This window comes from Candidatus Marithrix sp. Canyon 246 (assembly GCF_001723685.1).
Lineage (GTDB): Bacteria > Pseudomonadota > Gammaproteobacteria > Beggiatoales > Beggiatoaceae > Marithrix.
Genome location: NZ_MCBX01000001.1, coordinates 1 through 19,937 on the forward strand (window position 1 = coordinate 1; position 19,937 = coordinate 19,937).

Below are 19,937 nucleotides of genomic sequence, written 5' to 3' on the forward strand. Positions count from 1 at the left end.
AATTTGTTTATCCACGTAATTCGCTGTACTTAATATTATGTAAATATGTTAAAATTTTAATTGAAACAACAACAAATCATTTTCATTGATAAGATCAATAATAACACAAGTATCACACATCAAAAGTTTACTCATTATGACCTCTTTCCCATAATTGTTCTCTTAATTCTCGACCAAATTCTGCACTGTTTTTTACCTGAGAAAAAGGTTTTGCTTCATTTAAATCTTCCTCTACTTCATATTGAATTGAGTGCAGTTTCTAAGTTTTGATCATTGATATTTAAAATTAATTGCCTTGCTTGATTCATTAACTCTTCCAACTTTAATAGAGTCTTCTTGATTTTCACCAAAAGGAGTTAGCGAAGCAATACTAATAATTTTATTATATTTATTGCTTATAATAATGATTATTATTTGCATTATCAACACTTGCAGTAAATATTTTTTATAAGTATAAATAAATTGTTTGCTTGTAATATAAGTTAGAATAATCCATTATAGTTTATTTTTATAACTAACTATTTAAGGAGTATTGTTTGGTGATCACAATCAATCCATTCATCGAGCTTTCAGCTCTCATACCCCCTATTGCAATGCAGGTTTATATCATTGCAATGTTTCTTTTGGTTTTGGGAGGTACATTACTAGATACCTATCATAAAAAAAGTGCCAAGTATTTTTTTGAAAATTCCAAAAAGGCGAAAAAGGTAGCAACTCGCCAAGTTGGCGGTGGAGAAAAAGCATCTATTGCAATTAAAACTGCTACCAATGAAGTATTGACTTCTGCTGAATTTAGCAATCCTAAGCGTAGAATTTCGCATCTATTTACTATGTACGGTTTTATTACATTTGTAGTTACTACCGCACTTATGGTGTTTAATTACCCAACAGCAGAAATTGCTACACCAGTTATTTTACCAATACTATGGCATATTGGCGCATTAATGCTTTGTTTTGGTGGATATTGGTTCTGGTTCTTTATTCGTGTTGACGTTTCAGCAGAAGCTAATCCTTGGTATCGCCTAGTACGTGCAGATATGTTTATTGTCTCACTTCTTACAACCGCAACCTTTGCATTGATCTGGTCTTTATTACAGTCAATTGGTACAGGATGGTCAATGTTAGCTCTTGTCTTATTCATTAGTTCTAGCACATTCCTATTTAGTACTATTTTATGGTCTAAGTTTTCTCATATGTTCTTCAAGCCAGCTGCTGCTTTCCAGAAGCGAGTCACTAAAGCAGATGGTTCCAGAGAAAATTTACCAGAAATTACTGATAAAACTAGAGATTCTCTAATTGAATTGAAAGACGCACCATTAGATATGGGGTTAGGTATCAAGCGTGAAGCTCCACACCACTACTAACATTTATTTAATAAACAATTAATATAGGTCAAAGAGAAAAAATAATACTATGCCAACTTTTGTATATATGACACGTTGTGATGGTTGTGGACATTGCGTCGATATTTGTCCATCTGACATCATGCACATTGATAAAACCACTCGCCGTGCTTACAACATTGAACCTAACATGTGTTGGGAATGTTACTCCTGCGTAAAAGCCTGTCCACATAATGCGATTGATGTCCGTGGCTATGCCGACTTCGCACCACTAGGTCACTCAGTACGTGTAAACCGTGATGAAGAGAAAGGTGTTATTGCTTGGAGAATCATCTTCCGTAATGGTAAAAAAGACTTCGAGCTATTTGCTCCTATTACTACTAAGCCTTGGGGTACAGCTATCCCTGATATGAAAGAAGCTTCTCAGCCAGATGATTCAATGCGTAACAGTCATCTGCTCTACAATGAACCAAAATATATTCGTCTGGATGATGGTGGTTTACACACACTGGAATCTAATAGTCTTAAAATGAAAGAAGGAGTGTACTACTAATGGGTTACGATACTATTATTGAAGACAATATTGATGTCTTGGTTGTTGGTGCTGGTCTAGGTGGTACAGGTGCCGCTTTTGAAGCTAGATACTGGGGTAAGGACAAGAAGATTGTTATTGCTGAAAAAGCAAACATTGACCGTTCTGGTGCAGTAGCGCAGGGTCTTTACGCAATCAACTGTTACATGGGTACTCGCTTCGGTGAGAACCAGCCTGAAGATCATGTACGTTATGCACGTATGGACTTGATGGGTATGGTTCGTGAAGATTTATTATTTGATATGGCTCGCCACGTAGATTCAGCTGTTCACCAGTTTGAAGAGTGGGGATTACCATTGATGAGAGACCCAAAGACTGGTACTTATCAGCGTGAAGGCCGTTGGCAGATTATGATTCACGGTGAATCTTATAAACCAATCGTTGCTGAAGCTGCTAAGAAAGCTGCGGATAAAGTATTTAACCGTATCTGTGTTACTCATCTTCTAATGGATGACAACAAGGAAAACCGTGTTGCAGGTGCAGTTGGTTTTAACGTGCGTACTGGTAATTACCACGTATTCAAATCAAAGACTGTTGTTGTTGGTGCTGGTGGTGCTTCAAACATCTATAAGCCACGTTCAGTTGGTGAAGGTGCAGGACGTGTTTGGTATGCTCCTTGGTCATCAGGTTCTGCTTATGGTCTAATGATCGAAGCGGGTGCAAAAATGACTCAGATGGAGAACAAAATCGTTCTTTGTCGTTTCAAAGATGGTTATGGTCCAGTTGGTGCGTACTTCTTACATCTTAAGACTTATACACAAAATGCTGCTGGTGAAGAGTATGAATCAAAGTGGTTCCCTGCATTATCTGAAATGGTAGGTAAGGAATATCTTGATACAGAGAATCAGCATCTTTCACACAAGCCAATCCCAACTTGTTTGCGTAACCATGCATTCATTAATGAGGTAAATGCTGGTCGTGGTCCTATCTACATGGTAACTAAAGAAGCGTTCCAAGATCCACATCTTGAAGAGATTGGATGGCACAACTTCTTGGGTATGACTGTAGGTCAGGCGGTACTTTGGGCTGCAACAGACGTTGATCCTAAATATGAAAATCCTGAATTAACAACATCAGAGCCTTATGTAATGGGTTCTCATGCTACAGGTTGTGGTGCATGGTGTTCAGGTCCTAAAGATCTTTCACCTAAAGAGTACTTCTGGGGTTATAACCGTATGACTTCAGTACAAGGTCTATTTGGTTGTGGTGACGCAGTTGGTGGTACACCTCACGCATTCTCTTCTGGTTCTTTCACAGAAGGTCGTTTAGCAGCAAAAGCCGCTGTTGAATACGTCAATGATGGTAAAGCAGACGGTATTTCAATTTCTAATGAGCAGATCGAGAAGCGTAAAGAGCAGATCTACAAGCCAATGGAAATCTACAACGTTTACCGTAATGCAATTACTGCGGGTACAGTGAACCCTCATTACATTAACCCAAGACAAGGTCTTGATCGTTTGCAAAAACTGATGGACGAGTATTGTGGTGGTGTAACAGTTAGCTATATGACTAACGGTAACCTTCTTAAAATCGGTCTTAAGAAACTTGGTCTTCTTGTTGAAGATTGGGAAGACGGTATGGCAGCTGAAAATATCCATGAGCTACTTCGTGCATGGGAACTTAGACACCGTATCTTGACTTCTGAGTCTGTAATACAGCACACAATGTTCCGTGAAGAAACTCGTTGGCCGGGTTACTACTACCGTGGTGACTTCATGAAACTTGATGATAAGAACTGGCATGTATTAACAGTTTCTCATCGTGATCCTAAGACTGGTGAGTACACAATGGAAAAAGCTCCACTTTACCATCTGATTGAAAATGAGGATAAAGAAGAAGCGGCATAAGTCATTTCTTCTAGTTCACAGTCTATACGACTGTGGTTGTAATCATTAAATAGTATAAAAAAGGCCAATAATTTTTTATTGGCCTTTTTTATCTATACTTTAAAAGTAAAACGCTATGGACATTGCTGGAAAAACTGACGAAGAATTATATGAAATTGCTAAACCTTGGTGGGAAGGGTTGATTAAATACTCTAACAACAAAAACTACCTAATGTTTATCAAGAATTTTTCTCGCTCTTTACGTGATGGTGCCAATGAAATGGAAATTGGTAAACAGTTTGCACGTAGTGATTTGGCACATAATCTATCTAAAGAATATGAAGTCATCGGTACGATTAGACGTGGTGAGCATGTTACTGTGCTGTTTAAACAAGGTCATAAGAAGAGGGAAGGTGAATGGCTTGGAAGAATGGTTCTAGGTATTGAAGATGATGATGAAGTGAAAATTTTTGGTGTATCACTTTTCTAAGAGTCATTATGAAAGACGTTATTGCAGAAAATAAGTTCGTTGAACTGAAATATCAGGTTCTTGATAAAAAAACAGGCGAGCCACTCATTACTATTGAGTACCCCATACCCTATGTTCATGGTGGAAATGATATATTGTCACCTGAAATAAGTAGTGTATTGGAAGGTCATGCTGCTGGTGAAGTGATAGAGGTACCAATTGACTGTAATGATCTCTATGGCTCTAGAGATGAGTCACTTGTGTTTACCGATCATATTGAAAATGTTCCTGAAGAATATTGTGAAGTAGGTACAACCATCACCATGGAAAATGAAAAAGGTGAGACCAAAAACTTCATTGTGACACGTGTTGATGATAAAACCATTACAGTGGATGGTAATAACCCGCTTAGTGGTAGAAAAGTTATTTTCAAGCTTGAAATATTGCAAGTACGTGATGCGACAGATGAAGAAATAGAAAGTGGTGGTAAGCCCGATACCGGACCAGACATTGAAGAAATTTTAAAAAAAAGTGAATGAAAACTACACTCAAAGAAAATTTCAAAAATACAGCACTAGGCAAAGAAGCTGATAGTATTTTACGATCTTGTGTACATTGTGGCTTTTGTAATGCCACTTGCCCTACTTATCAACTTTTAGGTGATGAATTAGATGGTCCTCGTGGACGTATATATCTAATAAAACAAGCACTTGAAGATAATGAAGTGACTAAAAAAACTCAACTTCATCTTGATCGTTGCTTATATTGTTTAGCTTGTGAAACCACTTGCCCATCAGGGGTTCGTTATAGCCACTTATTAGAAATTGGCAAGAAATGGGTAGAACAGCGCGTTGATCGTTCATGGCATGACAAATTAAAACGTTATAGTCTGCGTGCTATTTTACCTAACATACCAAGCATTTCCTCCTCACAACCCCGCCATTCTCGCACCATGTTAATACTAGATGGCTGCGTTCAACCATTATTAAAACCCAATATTAATACCGCTGCTACTAAAGTATTTGATCAATTAGGTATAAGCTTACACAAAATAAAAGGATGTTGTGGCGCGATCAATCAACATATGACAGCAACTGAAACAGCGGCTGAACAAATGCGTCGTAATATTGATAATTGGTTGCCATTAATAGAACAAATGAATGCCGAAGCTATAATGATAACAGCCAGTGGCTGTGGCACCATGCTTAAAGAATATGGCTATTATTTACGCGACGATCCTGATTATGCTGAAAAAGCGCAAAAAATTACTAATATGACACGCGACATCAGCGAAATCATAGCAGAATGTGATTTATCATCCTATTCAAACATAGGAAAACAAAGAAACATCACTTTTCACGCGCCATGCTCACTACAACATGCTCAAAAAATAACTGGAGTAGTAGAAAAAGTACTAGAATCAATAGGATTTAAACTAAACCCAGTAGAAGATGCCCACCTATGTTGTGGCTCAGCAGGCACCTATTCGATATTACAAAAAACCATATCAAAATCACTATTAGACAACAAGATAAAAGCACTAGAAAATGCTAAACCAGAACTGATAGCGACAGCAAATATTGGTTGTTTAAAACACTTAGCCGGTGGAAGCTCAGTGCCAGTGGTGCATTGGATTGAATTGTTGACAGAGCATGAATAAAACACAACTAAGACAACTATACCTATCTAAAAGAAAAAATTTAACCCCTACACAAGTAGATAAATACAGTCAAACCATTAGTAATAGATTTTTTAGTAATTTTAATTTAAGCAAAATTACAAATCTGCATATTTTTTTACCGATTTTAAAACACAATGAAATCAATACATGGTTCATTATAAAAGAATTACGCCAGAATTACCCACATATAAGCTTAATTACATCCAAATCTGATTTTCAATTTCATACAATGGAAAGTTATATCTTTGAGGATGATACTCAGATCATAGAAACTTCTTTGGGTATCCCTGAACCATATAATGCAGTCAAATTCGATAATATAATTGATATGATCTTAATACCATTACTATGTTTTGATCAATCAGGTTTTAGAGTTGGTTATGGTAAAGGGTTTTATGATAGGTTTTTGCTGAATTGTAATCAAAACATCATTAAAATAGGCTTATCATTATTTGAACCTATAGATAAAATTGATGATGTTGATAAATTTGATCTGAAAATGGACTTTTGCGTAACAACCTGTCAGGTTTTAAAAACCTGACAGGTTTTATTTAATTATTTCTTCTTCAATCCAACCAACAAACCAGCCGTTGCTAAACCAGCGGAAGGTAAATTACTTTTCACAAATTCCTGCAATGTACTTGCATGAGGCTTCAACCAAACAAAGAACCCATCATAATATCCATTTATAATTATCCAATCAACCTTAACAACTGAGGCATATTCAAGACCAAATAATAATAAAAATACAACCCCACAAACAATAAAAATTATTTTTAAAAATATTCTAAAAACATAGCCTAAACAAAAGCCTACAAAAAAACTAAAACCTACTTTAGTTAATAATATAGACCAATCACTCATATCAACTCCTAATAAATTAAATTTATCACTTTCTGTTGAGCTTGCCGCTTCTGTTGAACGTGATTCTAAAGTCATTGCATTTCCGTCAGAACCAGCAGCTGTATTTTCTCCCTGAAAAAAGGCTACTGCTTGTAAACTTAATCCAATCGCACTTAATACTAATGCTATTATTAATAAATATTTTTGCCAAGTTGGCACCGTATAATCTACTGGCTCAGAATGATCTGGCTTTGTTACTGGTGTTAATTTTTCGTTTGTCATTCTTAATGATCCTACATATAAAAGGTAAATTAGAACATAGTTGCTGCTTGTTTGCAATTATTTTAGGATAGATTTTTTGGAAAATCCACAATAAATGTAGATCCTTCACCTAATTCACTTTCACACACAATTAAAGAGTTCATCGCTTGAACTAATTTATTTACAATAAATAAACCTAAACCGACAGAAAGTTCACCACCAGTAGGTTGTGCGCTTAAAGTGCTAAATTTAGTAAATAACTTTTGTTGATCATCTTTACTAATGCCCGGACCCTCGTCTTGTATTTCACAACGTACACGCCAATCATCTTGAGTTAGCTTAACAGTTAGTGTTTTCCCATAAAGAGAATATTTGATCGCATTTGAAACTAAATGACCCAAGACTTTATAAATTGCTTCTTCATCTGCTAAACAAACATATTCTGAATCCAGACTCTCAAATTCTATAGTGATTTCTTTTAATTTTGCCTTATTTTGATAGTCATCAACTAATGACTGTAAACAAGGTAAAATATTAATATTATCTAACTTCAGACTAATATTATTAGATTCTATATTAGAAATACAGAGCATTTGACTAATTAAATCAAAGGCTTGGTGTGTAGTGTCTTTGATCACGGTGATTAATTCAATTACTCGTTCTTTTGGTAAATTATCAAAACGATTTACAAGCAATTCAGCCAAATCCTGAATACCAACTAATGGATTTTTTAAATCTTCTGTAACAATTTTTACAAATGACTTGTGTTCTTGATTCTTTTCATCTAATTGATGTTGCTGGCGTTCTGTTAAAGTGACTAATAATTTCGTTTGTTTTAATAATTTGTCATAATCAGTTATAAGGTTTTCATATTCATTTAATTGATCGGTACTTTGTCGTTTAAATTCATCTAGTCGCTTATTTGTTTTTTCTAAGATTTGTTCTTCGTTATAAAAAAGTGTTGAATTTTGCATTGGCTGGAATTATGTCATTTTTTTGTCAGAATGATATTCTTATGTCTCGTATTCTCCATATTGGAAAATATTTTCCACCATTTGCAGGCGGTATCGAGAATTTTCTCGCTGATATCATGCCAATTCAAACTAGTCAAGGTGAAGTTGTTGCAGCTATTGTTCATAATCATCGTTTTTCATTAAAAATGAAAGTTCAGGCAGAAATATGGCAACAACAAACTATTTATCGTGTTCCTAGTTGTGGTCGATTATTGTATGCGCCAGTAAGCCCACAGTTCCCATTTTGGCTGAATCGGGTTTTGCATGAATTTCAACCAGAGTTGTTACATTTACATTTGCCTAATACTTCTGCATTTTGGGCTTTGTGGCAGTCTGAGGCGCGATACATACCTTGGGTTATTCATTGGCACGCTGATGTATTTTCAGTTTTAAATAAAAAATTGGCAATTGCTTATAAGGCTTATCGCCCGTTTGAACAAAAATTATTAGCACATGCTAAAAATATAATAGTTACTTCACCACCATATTTAACCGCTAGCACTGCATTAGATAAATGGCAATATAAGTGCCAAGTCATACCTTTAGGTGTAAACTTAGAGCATATGCCTACAATTGAAACCACAAATCAATGGAATTCTAAAGGTGTAAGATTTCTAAGCGTAGGGCGTTTAAGTTATTATAAGGGTCATGAATTTTTAATACGCGCTATGGCTAATATAGACAAAGATAAAGCACAACTTATTATTGTAGGAAAGGGTGAACAGTATTCTGATTTGAATAAATTGATAAAACAATTAAATCTTAACGATAATGTAAAGTTATTAGGATATTGTAGCGATACAGAATTAAATGCTTTATTTGCAAGTTGTGATTGTTTTTGTTTAGCTTCTTTGGAACGTACAGAGGCGTTTGGAGTAGTGTTTTTAGAGGCAATGCGTCATAATAAACCTATAATAGCAACTGATATTCCGGGTTCAGGTGTTGGTTGGGTGGTGAATGATGGAGGTTTATTAGTAAAACCACAAGATGTAACTGCGCTTGCAAATGCCTTACAAAAAATCATCAATCAGCCATTATTAGCCGCGAATTTAGCAAAAAGAGGGCAACTACGTTTGAATCAACTATTTGATATTAAAAATGTATCCGCTAAAATATCTGATTTATATCAACAGGTGTTAAATTATGGATGAAGATGAATATCAACAAACTCGTAAGCAACTGAACCAATGCCCATGCCCATTTGAAAAGGCGATTTTAAGTAGTCGTTGTGGATGTGAAAAGTTTCAACGTTTAAATATTGCTGAACGCGAAGCAGCAGCTTGTGTATCTGTTTCTGCGCAAAAGCAATGTGTTGAACTATTGGAACAACTTTATCAAAATGCTCGTTTTGCTTTACAACAATCTGATATAAATTCTCCATTAGCTCATGCTCAAATGATGAAATTGCAATGCGGTGGATTACAAGGTTTACAATCAATATTAAAACAAACAGGAAATATAAATAACATTAATGGATTAGTAAAATATATATTTACTAATTTTGATGATCTCAACAAAATACCCTATCAAGAAGTAGTACAATTCATTAGTCATTACCAAGTTCGTAAAAAACGGAGTAAAAAATTATGATAGCACCAATAATATTAATGGCAGTTGCTGCCAACATAGAATGTTTAGCAACTTATGACAATGGCAATTTACAAATACCATGTGTTTCAGTAACAGGTGGAGAACAGATTTATTCTGCGGAATTATCAGAACAAAAAGCTGCTAATAATTTTGCAATAACAGTGATACAACAATGGGCACCAATTGAAACAGTTCAGATTCAAATTCTCGAATCTTTGCCGGTACAAATAATAGTAATAGCTAAAGGTACTTTCCTCAATGGTTGCGGACAATTAGGTAAAATAAATACCGTTCAAGCTGGCAATAAATTCACAATAACCATTGGTAAAAAACCTATAGAAAAACAAATGATGTGTACTCAAGCCTTAGTACCATTTGAACAAAAAATACCATTAAATATAAAAGGCTTAAAGGCAGGAACTTATAGTGTGAATGTTAATGGTATTAGTAAAAGTTTTAAGTTGGATGTTGATTCCTAACTATTCAGACCTGACAGGTTTTTAAAACCTGTCAGGTCTTTCGTCTTGTAGTTGCTTAGTATCTAGTAATGTATTCCATCTTCTCTGGATAAAATATACTTTCATCTAATGCTGATTTTATCAGTGTCATGTTATAGACTTTTATCATGCCTGTATTTATAATTTGATCATTTGGTAGCTTGGCTGCATGGGGTATATCTACATATGGAATGTTTAGTGTCTTGTTTTCGTAGTTATAGAAGGCGTAGCATTTTTCTTGGGGAAATTTGTTTCTATGAATTTCCTTAATATATTTCAGTTTGTCATTGTCTAAGGTTATTTTTAAGTCTTCTGTGCCTGCTTGTAGCTCTACTTTCATATTGGTACTAAATATACCTATGTAAATATATCTTCCTGTAATTGGATCAATTAATGGTAATGCTAATTTTGGTACTTCTATTGTACCAAATTTTTGGTTTTTATAGGGGCTATGGTAAATTGCGTGTTTGCATGTGTCTGTGCATGAGTTGAGGCTGTTATTTACGTTTAGTCTGCCTCCTGTTAGGATTTTGTCTGATAGTTGTTCTATTTTATCTACGTTTTTTAGTATTGCTTGTTTTATATTACATTTTTTTGATAGTAGTAAGCTTGCTGCTCCTGTGACATAGGGGGCTGCCATTGAGGTTCCACTTAGTGATTTATGGCTTTTATTTGGGTAGCTGCTATATATATTTACTCCGGGTGCGGCTAAATCTACTGATTTTTTGCCGTAATTAGAAAACCATGCTAGTTTGTCATCATTGTCTGTTGCGGCTACCGATATTATGTTGTCTAAGTCGTAGCTTGATGGGTAGTTTGGTAGGTAATGATCATTGTCATATTGGCTATTACCTGCCGCTGCTATAAATAATACATCTTTGGCTTTTTTGATTGCATCATAAAGTGCTTGTGATTTACAGCCCATACATCCCCAACTTAAATTGGCAATTTTGGCTCCCATTTTGGTGGCATATTGTATGGCTGCGATGGCATCAGCTAGTGTTGCATAGCCTTTGTCTTGAAAAAATTTTATTGCCATTATTTTGCCTGAGCCTATTATGCCGCTGACGTGTGTGCCATGCCCATGATTGTCAAATGGATCACCATCAGCATCAGCTACGTCACAGCCATAAATGTCATCTATACAGCCATTATTGTCATCGTCAATTCCATTGTCTGGAATTTCAGCTTCATTTTTCCACATGTTAGCGGCTAAATCTGGGTGGGTGTAATCAACGCCGGTATCAATTACTGCTATTATTTGATTACTAGATTGTTTCCATGCTTTAGCTGCCTGAATCTGCTTTAAGCCCCATTGATTTGGTGCTTGTTCTATGTTGATTATGTAATTAGGCTCAATATATTCAACGCGAGGATCACCTCTTAGTTGTCTTAATATATTGGTTCTGGTGTTTGAATTAAGTTGCCATAATTCATGAAATTGCCATAATTCAGCGTCAATTTCTAAAAATGTTTCTACAGTTGACAGCCCTAAATTTTTCTGGATTGCTGGAACATTTAGGCTTTTACCGTATTCTGTTAGTTTGATTATGAATTGATTTGGTACTGCTGGTGGAGGGGGTTGGGTGGGTTCTGTTGCCCATGTATTAATAGATGTTAATATTAATAGTAGGGAAATTGTTGTGTGGTTCATGATTGATCCTCAATTAATTCCCCTGAAAGGGGCTAACATACTAGCCTAGGGCAACGCCCTAGGATTGATTTATTTATAATTTTAGCCCTGAAGGGGCGAGACATACATGATGTATCGCCCTTTCAGGGCTAAATATGTCATTAATTTAAATCCTAGGGCGTTGCCCTAGGCTGATATGTTAACCCCTTTCAGGGGCTTTAAATAAATCCGTTTATTCCGTAAATCCGTTGTACTAATAAAAAAAAAGCCTAGAACAGACGCTTACTATTCTAGGCTATACATTGAGTCTATTAATTACAGAGAACGTGCATGTTTTTTGTAATTAAGTTACTTTATTTGCAAAAGTTTACCTTATCTGATTGTGGAAGTTCATCTTTACAACATCCTGCATCATTATCATAATTTCCACAAATCAATTCACTACTTGGGCTTAGATGGAAAACATCTGTTTTTTCTGGATCATAATAGTCATTAGTTAATGGTAGTTTATATAAAGTCATGTCAAATAATTGCATTCTTTTATTTAATTTCAATTTACCACTTGGTAATTTATATACTCTACCTAATCCCACTTTGGGTAGATGAATGGTTTCATCTTCATAAGTGTAGAAGGCATAACAATTATAATACTCTGGTTTGTCAAAAAAATCTTTTTTATAGACAGATTTTACATATTCCAGATTATCTTCCTCAAGTTTAATTTCAAAATCTTCTGTACCTTCATTTAATTCAACGGTTAATTCTGCTTTCAGAATATCAATATCTGTGTAACGTTCTGTAATAGGATCAATTGCAGGTAAAGCTAAATAAGGAACATCTACTGTACCGCGCTTATAATTTTTGTCACTATTACTTTGATAAACAGCTACTACACACTCATTAGGATTAGGTTTAGCTTTACTTGCTCCACAAACAGATTGTTTTAACATGGCTTGCTGTGCTTTATCCATATTAAGTCTTCCACCAGTCACAGTTTTACCTGATAAGGCTGATACTTCGTCAACTGAATCAAATATGATCTTTTTAAGTTTTTTACGATCTAACTTAGAACATTGTGACCATAATGAACTAACTACACCAGCTACATGAGGTGCTGCCATTGAAGTACCACTGAGATTACGATAGCTATCATTTGGACTAGTACTATAAATATTCACACCGGGGGCACCTAAATCTACTGAAGTAACACCATAGTTAGAAAACCATGCTAAACCATCATTATGATTTGTAGCAGCTACTGCTATTATATTATCTAAATCATAACTTGATGGATAATTTGCTGGTTCTTGTTCATTGTCATGTGAACTATTACCAGCAGCTGCTATAAACAAATGTCCTTTTGATTGAGTAGCTTTAATTGCATTCTTCAGTGCTTGAGAATTACAACCATGACAACCCCAACTGTTGTTACTTATTTTAGCTCCCATTTTCACTGCATATTGAATCGCATTGATCGCACCAGCTATAGTACCACCATTAGTACCTAAAAATTTAACAGCCATGATTTTGGTTTTAGTTTTCCAACTAACACCAACTATACCTTCACTATTATTACCAGCAGCAGCAATAGTTCCAGCTACATGAGTACCATGATAGTGATCGTCAAAGGGATCGCTATCGTTATTAGCAAAGTCATAACCATAAACATCATCTACATAACCATTGCCATCATCATCAATACCATTATCAGCTATTTCATCCTGATTTTTCCACATGTTTTCTATTAAGTCAGGATGATTATAATCAACACCAGTATCAATTACTGCGATAATCATATCATTTGCTGTTTTGATATTTCCCCAAGCTTCAATGGCATCAATATCAGCATCTGTTGTACCACCAGTTTGTCCAGTATTATTTAATCCCCATAAACTGGAAAAATTTGGATCATTTGGTGCAGTTTGATTTAACTTAATTACATAGTTAGGTTCAGCATATTCTACACGAGGATCAGCTTTTAATTGTTCAATTACTGTCTGTGTATCGCTTGTAATTTCCCAAAGTTGGGCACCAATACCGCTAAATGGCATTACATTTGATACACCAAACTCTGCTTGCAGTGAATCAATAGATTCTGAATCTACAGCATCAGTTTTGAATTTCACAATTATTTGATTTGGAACAAATTGTGGTTCACTGATTTCTTGATATTCAGTATTTGAATTATCTTTTACTGGAGCTTCTTCTATACCCCATACAACTGATGCTGATAACAACATCGGTAAAACTGTATATTTATATGGAAATTTCATTATTATCATCCTCACCCTTTATTTACCATCATAGTCATCATAAGTATATAGATATTTGTAGTAGGTATATTGATTTTGATCAACATCTACTTTAACTCCTGCATCTATATCTTCATCATTTGCTTGTTCTGCTTTTACACTTGCTTCTGCATCCATAGTGTGGCTAGCATCATAGAAAGGTTCACCTTCAACATGGAAAATATAATTTCCTACGCCATTTTCTCCAGATAAAGGCATTTGTTGCATTTTAGCTTCAAATACTTGTGTGGGACCTTTTCTGAATTTACCTAATGGTAAGATAACTACTGAAGGTACATCTATATAAGGCATCTTAAAGGTTTTCTCATTCCAAAAATAGGTAGCATGACATTTAATTTTTTTCTCTTGTTTACCAAGATCCTTAATGTCAATATTATTATTATCAATGCCTTTGATCATTTCTTTGTAATTCAGATCCTGATCAATATTAATAATAAAGTCTTCTGTACCATTTAGTAATTTAAAGGTTCCATCATATACTAATACATCTCTGCTAGGTTGTTGAGTTATAGGATCAACATTTCTAACATCAATCAAAGGATGGTGAAGTTGTGTTGGTTCTAGTTTAATTCCATTAATTGTTTGTGGAGTAAGAGCATAAACACCATGACATTCATCATCAGCAATTCTAATTTTAACTTTTTTAAGTGAACCTAATGTAGCACCGCCAGTAACATCTGTTAATTCAAGAAAAAAGGTTTCATCACCTTCTTCTTTTTCATCGTTAATAAGGGGTATTCTGATGAATTTATCTTCAGCGTCGCCATGTTCCCAAGTTAGTATATCTTGTTGTTTAATTGAATAATCTTTACCAGCCTTTGCGGATTTTTCAGTTAAGGTATAACTTATAGAGACTGCACCATTATCACCACCAGTACGTTTTAGTTTGATCTTTGTTGTACCATTATCTTCTCTGACATAATGATATTTACTAGTAAGTTCCAATGAACCATGTTGTAGGCGGAAGTAATAACGACCTTGTACATTTGAATTTAGATTGCTTGCTATTAAGGCATTAGCAGCATTATTGTGAAGTTGTCCACTACCAGAACCGGGTAATTCAAAATGTACGTTAGTACCATTAGAGTAACCTATGCGTGCTGGATTTCCAACATGATCTTCACTAACTTGCCATTGAATGTTGTCATAATTAAATTCAATATCAAATTGACCAGAACCAAGATCAGAACGTTCAATAATAATTACTTGAAAGGTATTGACTTTATTAGTATTTCTATAACATCTATAATGACGCACATTTTCCCAAGTTACCCCAAAGGCACGAAAGCCATTCACGTTACTAATACCATATTTTACAGTACCAGAACCGTTACAACGAGTATCAGCATCAGCCCAAAATGGCGCAATAATTTTTCTACCTGTTGATTTTAATGGACTAGGCCAATATTGATAATTGGAATTATTAAATGTCAAATTACCATTATTATTAATGTAAAGCTTATCATAGTCTTTTCCGAAGAAATTAATACTAAAACCAATATCAGTAGAATATGAACCATCAAGAGTTCTTGGTATTGTATTTGTATCAAAACCAACTCTGACAGCACCATTTCCAATGCTTTGAGTTTCTATAGAATCTACTTCAGCTTCTGGGAGAGAATCTAAAACTGCTGATGCTTCGCTACCAGTTGAAACAAAATCATCTGCTTTTAAAACAGCTTCTTGATCTTCTCCAACCCTTACAACTACATCATAATTACCATCTAATATTGGAGTGTCGTCACTAGAAGACCATACATTCTGATTAAAGCTAGTTGCATCAGGTGCCAATTGAAAGACATCAACATCTGGCTCAGTTTCTGAACCAGTAACATCCCTAAAATCATCACCAAGAACCCATTCAGATCTATGTTTTACAACATAAACTTGTATTGTAGCTCCAGCAGGGAAATCCTGACCATTGACGAACATATTTACTTGATCTTGTTCATCAGTAGAATTGAATATCACACCATTTTTGGATGCAGAACTAACAACTTCATTACTTTTATTGTAAAAATCTGCTTGAATGCTAGCGGCAAAACTAGTGGTAGGTAAAATACCACCAATAACAAGAACACTAATTGAAGCTCTGACCAAAGAGCCGAGACGTTTCTTTATTTCGGGCGTAGTTATACTGACAACCGGATCAACCGGCGGAGAATTGTGAAATTTTTCCACAGTTATTTCCTCAAATTTTTTCTCGAAAAATAAGCTTGTTTAATGTAAACAAACCACTTTTTATGGCAAATAAACGCTACTTTATAGTAGCAGCGACGCACCATCAAGACCTTGCCAAAAGCTAGGGCGCGATTTTAGACAACAAACAACACTATAAGGAATATTTATATGAAATTTATGAACTTGATTTTAATTGATTAAACTAAACGCCTCCTGCACTATTTGATAACCGGCAGAGAGATTTATCTCGAAGGTAGATTGATATTTTCATGATTATTTCCTCAAATAATTTTATTTAATTTTACTAAGATAACTAGTTTTATGTAACTAGTTATTTAGGTTGAGTACATACTAACATCGTTAATATTTTTTTGCAACATGTTTTTGTAACTGTTTTTTAAAAAAGTATTACTATCAAGTAATTAGACAGTTTTTTTCCTAAATAACTTTAATTTTTAGGGACAAGTCTATTCTATAAAAGAATTCTATAAAAGTACAACGAATTAAGAAATAAACTAATTTACTCTAAGAAACTAATTAGTTTATTTCTTAATTCGTTGTACTAAATAAATAGTACAACGAAAAAGCCCTGATTAGGAGCTTTCAGATATAACGGCAAATTTATATCATAAGTGGATTAACTGCATATAATAATACCACATAATTATTTCCTCAACACATAATTCTGTAATTAAATATACTAAAATTAATAGTGGGATGTCACTAATTAATTTAGCTAGTGTGCATTATAACACAGTTATTTGTTTTTGCAACAACTTTAAACTCAAATACAAGGAATTCACTCTAAATATTTAGAAAAGAGCCATCCTGTGAATCTTCGCTTGGTAATACAACTACTGATGGTAGATAAACATAAGGTATTTTAAAACTGTCAGTTTTCCAATCATATTCAGCATAACAATCAGCTTTTCGCTTATCAATATATTGAATTTGTGTAACAAAATTAAATTGTTCTTTATTTGTCACATTAATTATAAAATATTTTTCTGCATTAATTAAGGTAAATCTACCTTTAAAGACACTAACATCCTCAGTAACTTGAAATATGATAGGATCAAAAACAGGAATTGTCATTACAATATCAGAAACTCTATTTCCTGCACCATGACATTTTGAACTTAAAGACTTTTCAGCAGCAAAAGCCGTAGCCATACTACCAATAACAATAGTACTTATTAAATTTTGAATTTTATTCACAGTTATTTCCTCAAATCTTTTATTCCAACTATCGTTGGTTTATCTGCTTGAGACAATCTCAAGTCTATTTCATACCAATTCTGACTTTCTAGTATCACAATATCATCATTAGCCGTCACATATTGTGGAAATCCTAATATTGGTAAATGCAATGTGTGCTTCTTATCATTATAGACAGCATAACATTTATAATTTTGGTCATCTAAATCTGGTTTAGACAGAGTTTTGATTAAACTTTTAGGATTGAAATCCAAAAAAATATTGAAATCCCCAGAATCCTCATTTAACTGTACATCCAACTTAGCATTTTCAAACAGACCAATCCCAGTATTCCTACCAATTAAAGCTTGAACTAGGAATGGAAGTTCTACTTCTCCAAAACTACCATTATTTGTATATCTAAATTCAGGAATACCTCCTTTTCCACAAACCTCAAAACTCGGTGGCGGAGTAATATCTCTGTTTTCGCAGATTCTCATAGCTTCATGTTGTAAAGCTTGATCTATATTTACACGACCACCTGTTACAGTTTTACCATCTAGCGATGCTCTTGGATCAACAGTCTTCATCATAACTTGCTTCAGAACATTACCTTCTAAATCAGGGCATTTAGATAACATCAAGCTAACTGCACCAGCTACATATGAACTTGCCATAGAAGTGCCATCTAAAGACTTATAACTATCACCGGGAACAGTGCTATCAATATTCACACCCGGTGCCGCTAAATCTACAGTCATAGCACCATAACCAGAAAAGTAAGCTAAATCATCATTTTGATCAGTTGCTGCTACAGTAATTATATTATCTAAATCATCATAACGAATGGGATAATATCCAATATCAGTATCATTATCCAATGACATATTACCAACCGCAACTACAAACAAATGTCTCTTTTCTCCAGCCGCTTTAATTGAATCATAAAGTGCTTGAGATTTACAATCAGCACATGCTCAACTATTATTGCTAACTTTAGCTCCCATATTAGCAGCATAATTTATAGCATTAATAACATTAGATAATGTTCCAACACCATCAGCATCTAAAAATTTTAATGCCATTACTTTAGCATTGGGATTTACAGAAGTAATGGTACCAGCGATATGTGTTCCATGATAATTATCATCAAATGGATCACCATCATTATTATGGAAATCATAACCATAAACATCATCTATATAACCGTTACCATCATCATCTTTACTGTTATTTGGAATTTCCCCTTCATTTTTCCACATATTAGCAGCTAAATCAGTATGAGTATAATCTACACCAGTATCTATGACTGCTATGACAGTATCCTTAGAATTTTCTATGTTTTGCCAAGATTCAATTGCATTAACTTTAGCACCATTATAATTTTGGCTAGTTTCAAGCTTAATTAAAAAATTAGGTTCAGCATATTCAATGCTATTATTTTTATTTAATTGCTCAATAACATTTTTTGTAGTATCACCGCTGACTTTCCAAAGCTGCATCCCAATACCGGATAATCTTCTTGCGCTGGCAACACTAAATTGATTTTGTAGAGCAGAAATATCTTGCGATCGCACACTTTTTTCTGCTTTAAATTTGACAATGACTTCACCTTCAACATATTTAGATGTTTCGGCTGATACAACCGAAGCAGAAAATAGCATATGTAAAAGTATAGATAGTTTCATAATTATTTCCTCAAATAATAATTTAAAACAAAAAAATCCCGACACCACAAAAGATTCTTAAATTAACCAAATTAATTAATTTAAGAATCTTTTGTACTAAGTACAAGAGATTCTATGGTTATATTTCCTCACAGAAAACCATAAAAAAGTAATTAGTTTGGATGCAAACTAAGAACTTCGTTTTATTGGCACTAATAATAGCACCATTGTTCATGAAAGTCAAGCATTATTTTAACTTTTATTGAAAAAAATAAAATTGCTTTAATAGTATAGAATGCAATCTTGAACAAAAAGGTCAGGGTATTTTTGCACAAAATATTTTTATATATATATATAAAGAGTAAAATCTCAAAGTTACTACTATAGAATGCAGCTCAGGAATTAAAGGTCAGGGCATTTTGCAAAAAAAAATTAAATTAATGGATATGCTTTTGCATAATTAAGCTTTATTTGAAAGGAGAGCAACTGATGTACCGTAATATAATTGTACTAATAATAAGCATAATGATTGCTTATGCAAATTTAAGAGCTGTTCACGCTCAAGTATATTCAGCACAAATATTAGGCGGAGTACCTTGTGATGAAGATGAAGCAGAGGATTATGATGAATGTATAATCGAATTCAGACGATGAATAATTGTAGGGGCAATCTCAAACACCGCCTTGGAATAAATTCCAAGGCTCAAAGCTAAAGTCTGCTTAAGCAGACTATGGAATATTAAATTTATTTAATTTTACATAAAAACATTAGGTTACTATATAAATAAGATTTATTGTTATATTAGTCACCTTTAGGTGACTTTAGCTTTGA

18 protein-coding genes and 1 pseudogene are annotated in these 19,937 nt (G+C 34.2%); 11 read left to right on the forward strand and 8 right to left on the reverse strand.

Features of this window, described 5'->3' with window-relative positions; translation table 11 throughout:
- Nucleotides 1-270: 270 nt before the first annotated feature.
- Nucleotides 271-420 carry a hypothetical protein gene (locus tag BHU68_RS17020; RefSeq protein WP_171899656.1) on the reverse strand — a complete coding sequence of 50 codons (150 nt, stop codon included), beginning with the start codon at nt 418-420 and terminating at the stop codon, nt 271-273.
- Nucleotides 421-614: 194 nt separating this feature from the next.
- Here BHU68_RS17020 and BHU68_RS00005 point away from each other — a divergent pair, with 194 nt between their 5' ends.
- The 7 genes from BHU68_RS00005 to BHU68_RS00035 all read left to right on the forward strand — a co-directional run bounded on the left by BHU68_RS00005 (nt 615) and on the right by BHU68_RS00035 (nt 6,452).
- On the forward strand, nt 615-1,364 hold the full coding sequence (locus tag BHU68_RS00005) for a hypothetical protein (protein ID WP_216092636.1): 750 nt from the start codon (nt 615-617) through the stop codon (nt 1,362-1,364).
- Between the two features lie 49 nt (nt 1,365-1,413).
- Nucleotides 1,414-1,896 (forward strand): adenylyl-sulfate reductase subunit beta, encoded by a 483-nt coding sequence (gene aprB / locus BHU68_RS00010; protein ID WP_069471559.1) that lies wholly within the window; start codon nt 1,414-1,416, stop codon nt 1,894-1,896.
- Nucleotides 1,896-3,782: an adenylyl-sulfate reductase subunit alpha gene (gene aprA / locus BHU68_RS00015; RefSeq protein WP_069471558.1), complete on the forward strand. Its 1,887-nt coding sequence runs from the start codon at nt 1,896-1,898 to the stop codon at nt 3,780-3,782. Before aprB ends, aprA begins: the two co-directional genes overlap by 1 nt.
- Nucleotides 3,783-3,993: 211 nt before the next feature.
- Entirely contained in the window at nt 3,994-4,251 is a 258-nt protein-coding gene (locus tag BHU68_RS00020) for a hypothetical protein (RefSeq protein ID WP_216092637.1), read from the forward strand.
- Between the two features lie 8 nt (nt 4,252-4,259).
- Nucleotides 4,260-4,769, forward strand: a complete 510-nt coding sequence (locus BHU68_RS00025; protein ID WP_069471556.1) for an FKBP-type peptidyl-prolyl cis-trans isomerase — start codon at nt 4,260-4,262, stop codon at nt 4,767-4,769.
- Nucleotides 4,766-5,890 (forward strand): glycolate oxidase subunit GlcF, encoded by a 1,125-nt coding sequence (glcF, locus tag BHU68_RS00030; RefSeq protein ID WP_069471555.1) that lies wholly within the window; start codon nt 4,766-4,768, stop codon nt 5,888-5,890. Before BHU68_RS00025 ends, glcF begins: the two co-directional genes overlap by 4 nt.
- Entirely contained in the window at nt 5,883-6,452 is a 570-nt protein-coding gene (locus BHU68_RS00035; protein ID WP_069471554.1) for a 5-formyltetrahydrofolate cyclo-ligase, read from the forward strand. Before glcF ends, BHU68_RS00035 begins: the two co-directional genes overlap by 8 nt.
- A gap of 14 nt (nt 6,453-6,466) precedes the next feature.
- Here the strand turns inward: BHU68_RS00035 and BHU68_RS00040 are convergent, their stop codons facing one another.
- Together BHU68_RS00040 and BHU68_RS00045 are read right to left on the reverse strand one after the other, a co-directional pair.
- Complete coding sequence (locus BHU68_RS00040; RefSeq protein WP_069471553.1) at nt 6,467-7,036, reverse strand: FUN14 domain-containing protein; 570 nt, start codon at nt 7,034-7,036, stop codon at nt 6,467-6,469.
- Between the two features lie 62 nt (nt 7,037-7,098).
- Complete coding sequence (locus tag BHU68_RS00045) at nt 7,099-7,989, reverse strand: sensor histidine kinase (RefSeq protein ID WP_069471552.1); 891 nt, start codon at nt 7,987-7,989, stop codon at nt 7,099-7,101.
- 41 nt (nt 7,990-8,030) lie between these two features.
- Here BHU68_RS00045 and BHU68_RS00050 point away from each other — a divergent pair, with 41 nt between their 5' ends.
- Genes BHU68_RS00050 through BHU68_RS00060 form a run of 3 tightly spaced genes read left to right on the forward strand, consistent with a single transcriptional unit; the run spans nt 8,031 to nt 10,097 of the window.
- Nucleotides 8,031-9,179, forward strand: a complete 1,149-nt coding sequence (locus BHU68_RS00050) for a glycosyltransferase (RefSeq protein WP_069471551.1) — start codon at nt 8,031-8,033, stop codon at nt 9,177-9,179.
- Nucleotides 9,172-9,618, forward strand: coding sequence for a hypothetical protein (locus tag BHU68_RS00055; RefSeq protein WP_069471550.1), 447 nt, complete (start codon nt 9,172-9,174; stop codon nt 9,616-9,618). The genes BHU68_RS00050 and BHU68_RS00055 overlap by 8 nt, the downstream gene beginning before the upstream one ends.
- Nucleotides 9,615-10,097, forward strand: a complete 483-nt coding sequence (locus BHU68_RS00060; RefSeq protein ID WP_069471549.1) for a hypothetical protein — start codon at nt 9,615-9,617, stop codon at nt 10,095-10,097. The genes BHU68_RS00055 and BHU68_RS00060 overlap by 4 nt, the downstream gene beginning before the upstream one ends.
- 55 nt (nt 10,098-10,152) lie before the next feature.
- On the opposite strand, the gene BHU68_RS00065 is transcribed toward BHU68_RS00060, so the two are convergent.
- The 5 genes and pseudogenes from BHU68_RS00065 to BHU68_RS17805 all read right to left on the reverse strand — a co-directional run bounded on the left by BHU68_RS00065 (nt 10,153) and on the right by BHU68_RS17805 (nt 19,126).
- Entirely contained in the window at nt 10,153-11,769 is a 1,617-nt protein-coding gene (locus BHU68_RS00065) for a S8 family peptidase (protein WP_069471548.1), read from the reverse strand.
- A gap of 332 nt (nt 11,770-12,101) precedes the next feature.
- Nucleotides 12,102-14,021, reverse strand: a complete 1,920-nt coding sequence (locus BHU68_RS00070) for a S8 family peptidase (RefSeq protein ID WP_069471547.1) — start codon at nt 14,019-14,021, stop codon at nt 12,102-12,104.
- Nucleotides 14,022-14,039: 18 nt separating this feature from the next.
- Nucleotides 14,040-16,241 (reverse strand): nidogen-like domain-containing protein, encoded by a 2,202-nt coding sequence (locus BHU68_RS00075; RefSeq protein WP_069471546.1) that lies wholly within the window; start codon nt 16,239-16,241, stop codon nt 14,040-14,042.
- Nucleotides 16,242-17,045: 804 nt separating this feature from the next.
- Entirely contained in the window at nt 17,046-17,459 is a 414-nt protein-coding gene (locus tag BHU68_RS00080) for a hypothetical protein (RefSeq protein ID WP_069471545.1), read from the reverse strand.
- A gap of 2 nt (nt 17,460-17,461) precedes the next feature.
- A pseudogene (locus BHU68_RS17805) lies at nt 17,462-19,126 on the reverse strand (S8 family peptidase).
- A gap of 468 nt (nt 19,127-19,594) precedes the next feature.
- On the opposite strand from BHU68_RS17805, the gene BHU68_RS17025 reads away from it, so the two are divergent.
- Nucleotides 19,595-19,759: a hypothetical protein gene (locus BHU68_RS17025; RefSeq protein WP_171899648.1), complete on the forward strand. Its 165-nt coding sequence runs from the start codon at nt 19,595-19,597 to the stop codon at nt 19,757-19,759.
- Nucleotides 19,760-19,937 lie beyond the last annotated feature (178 nt).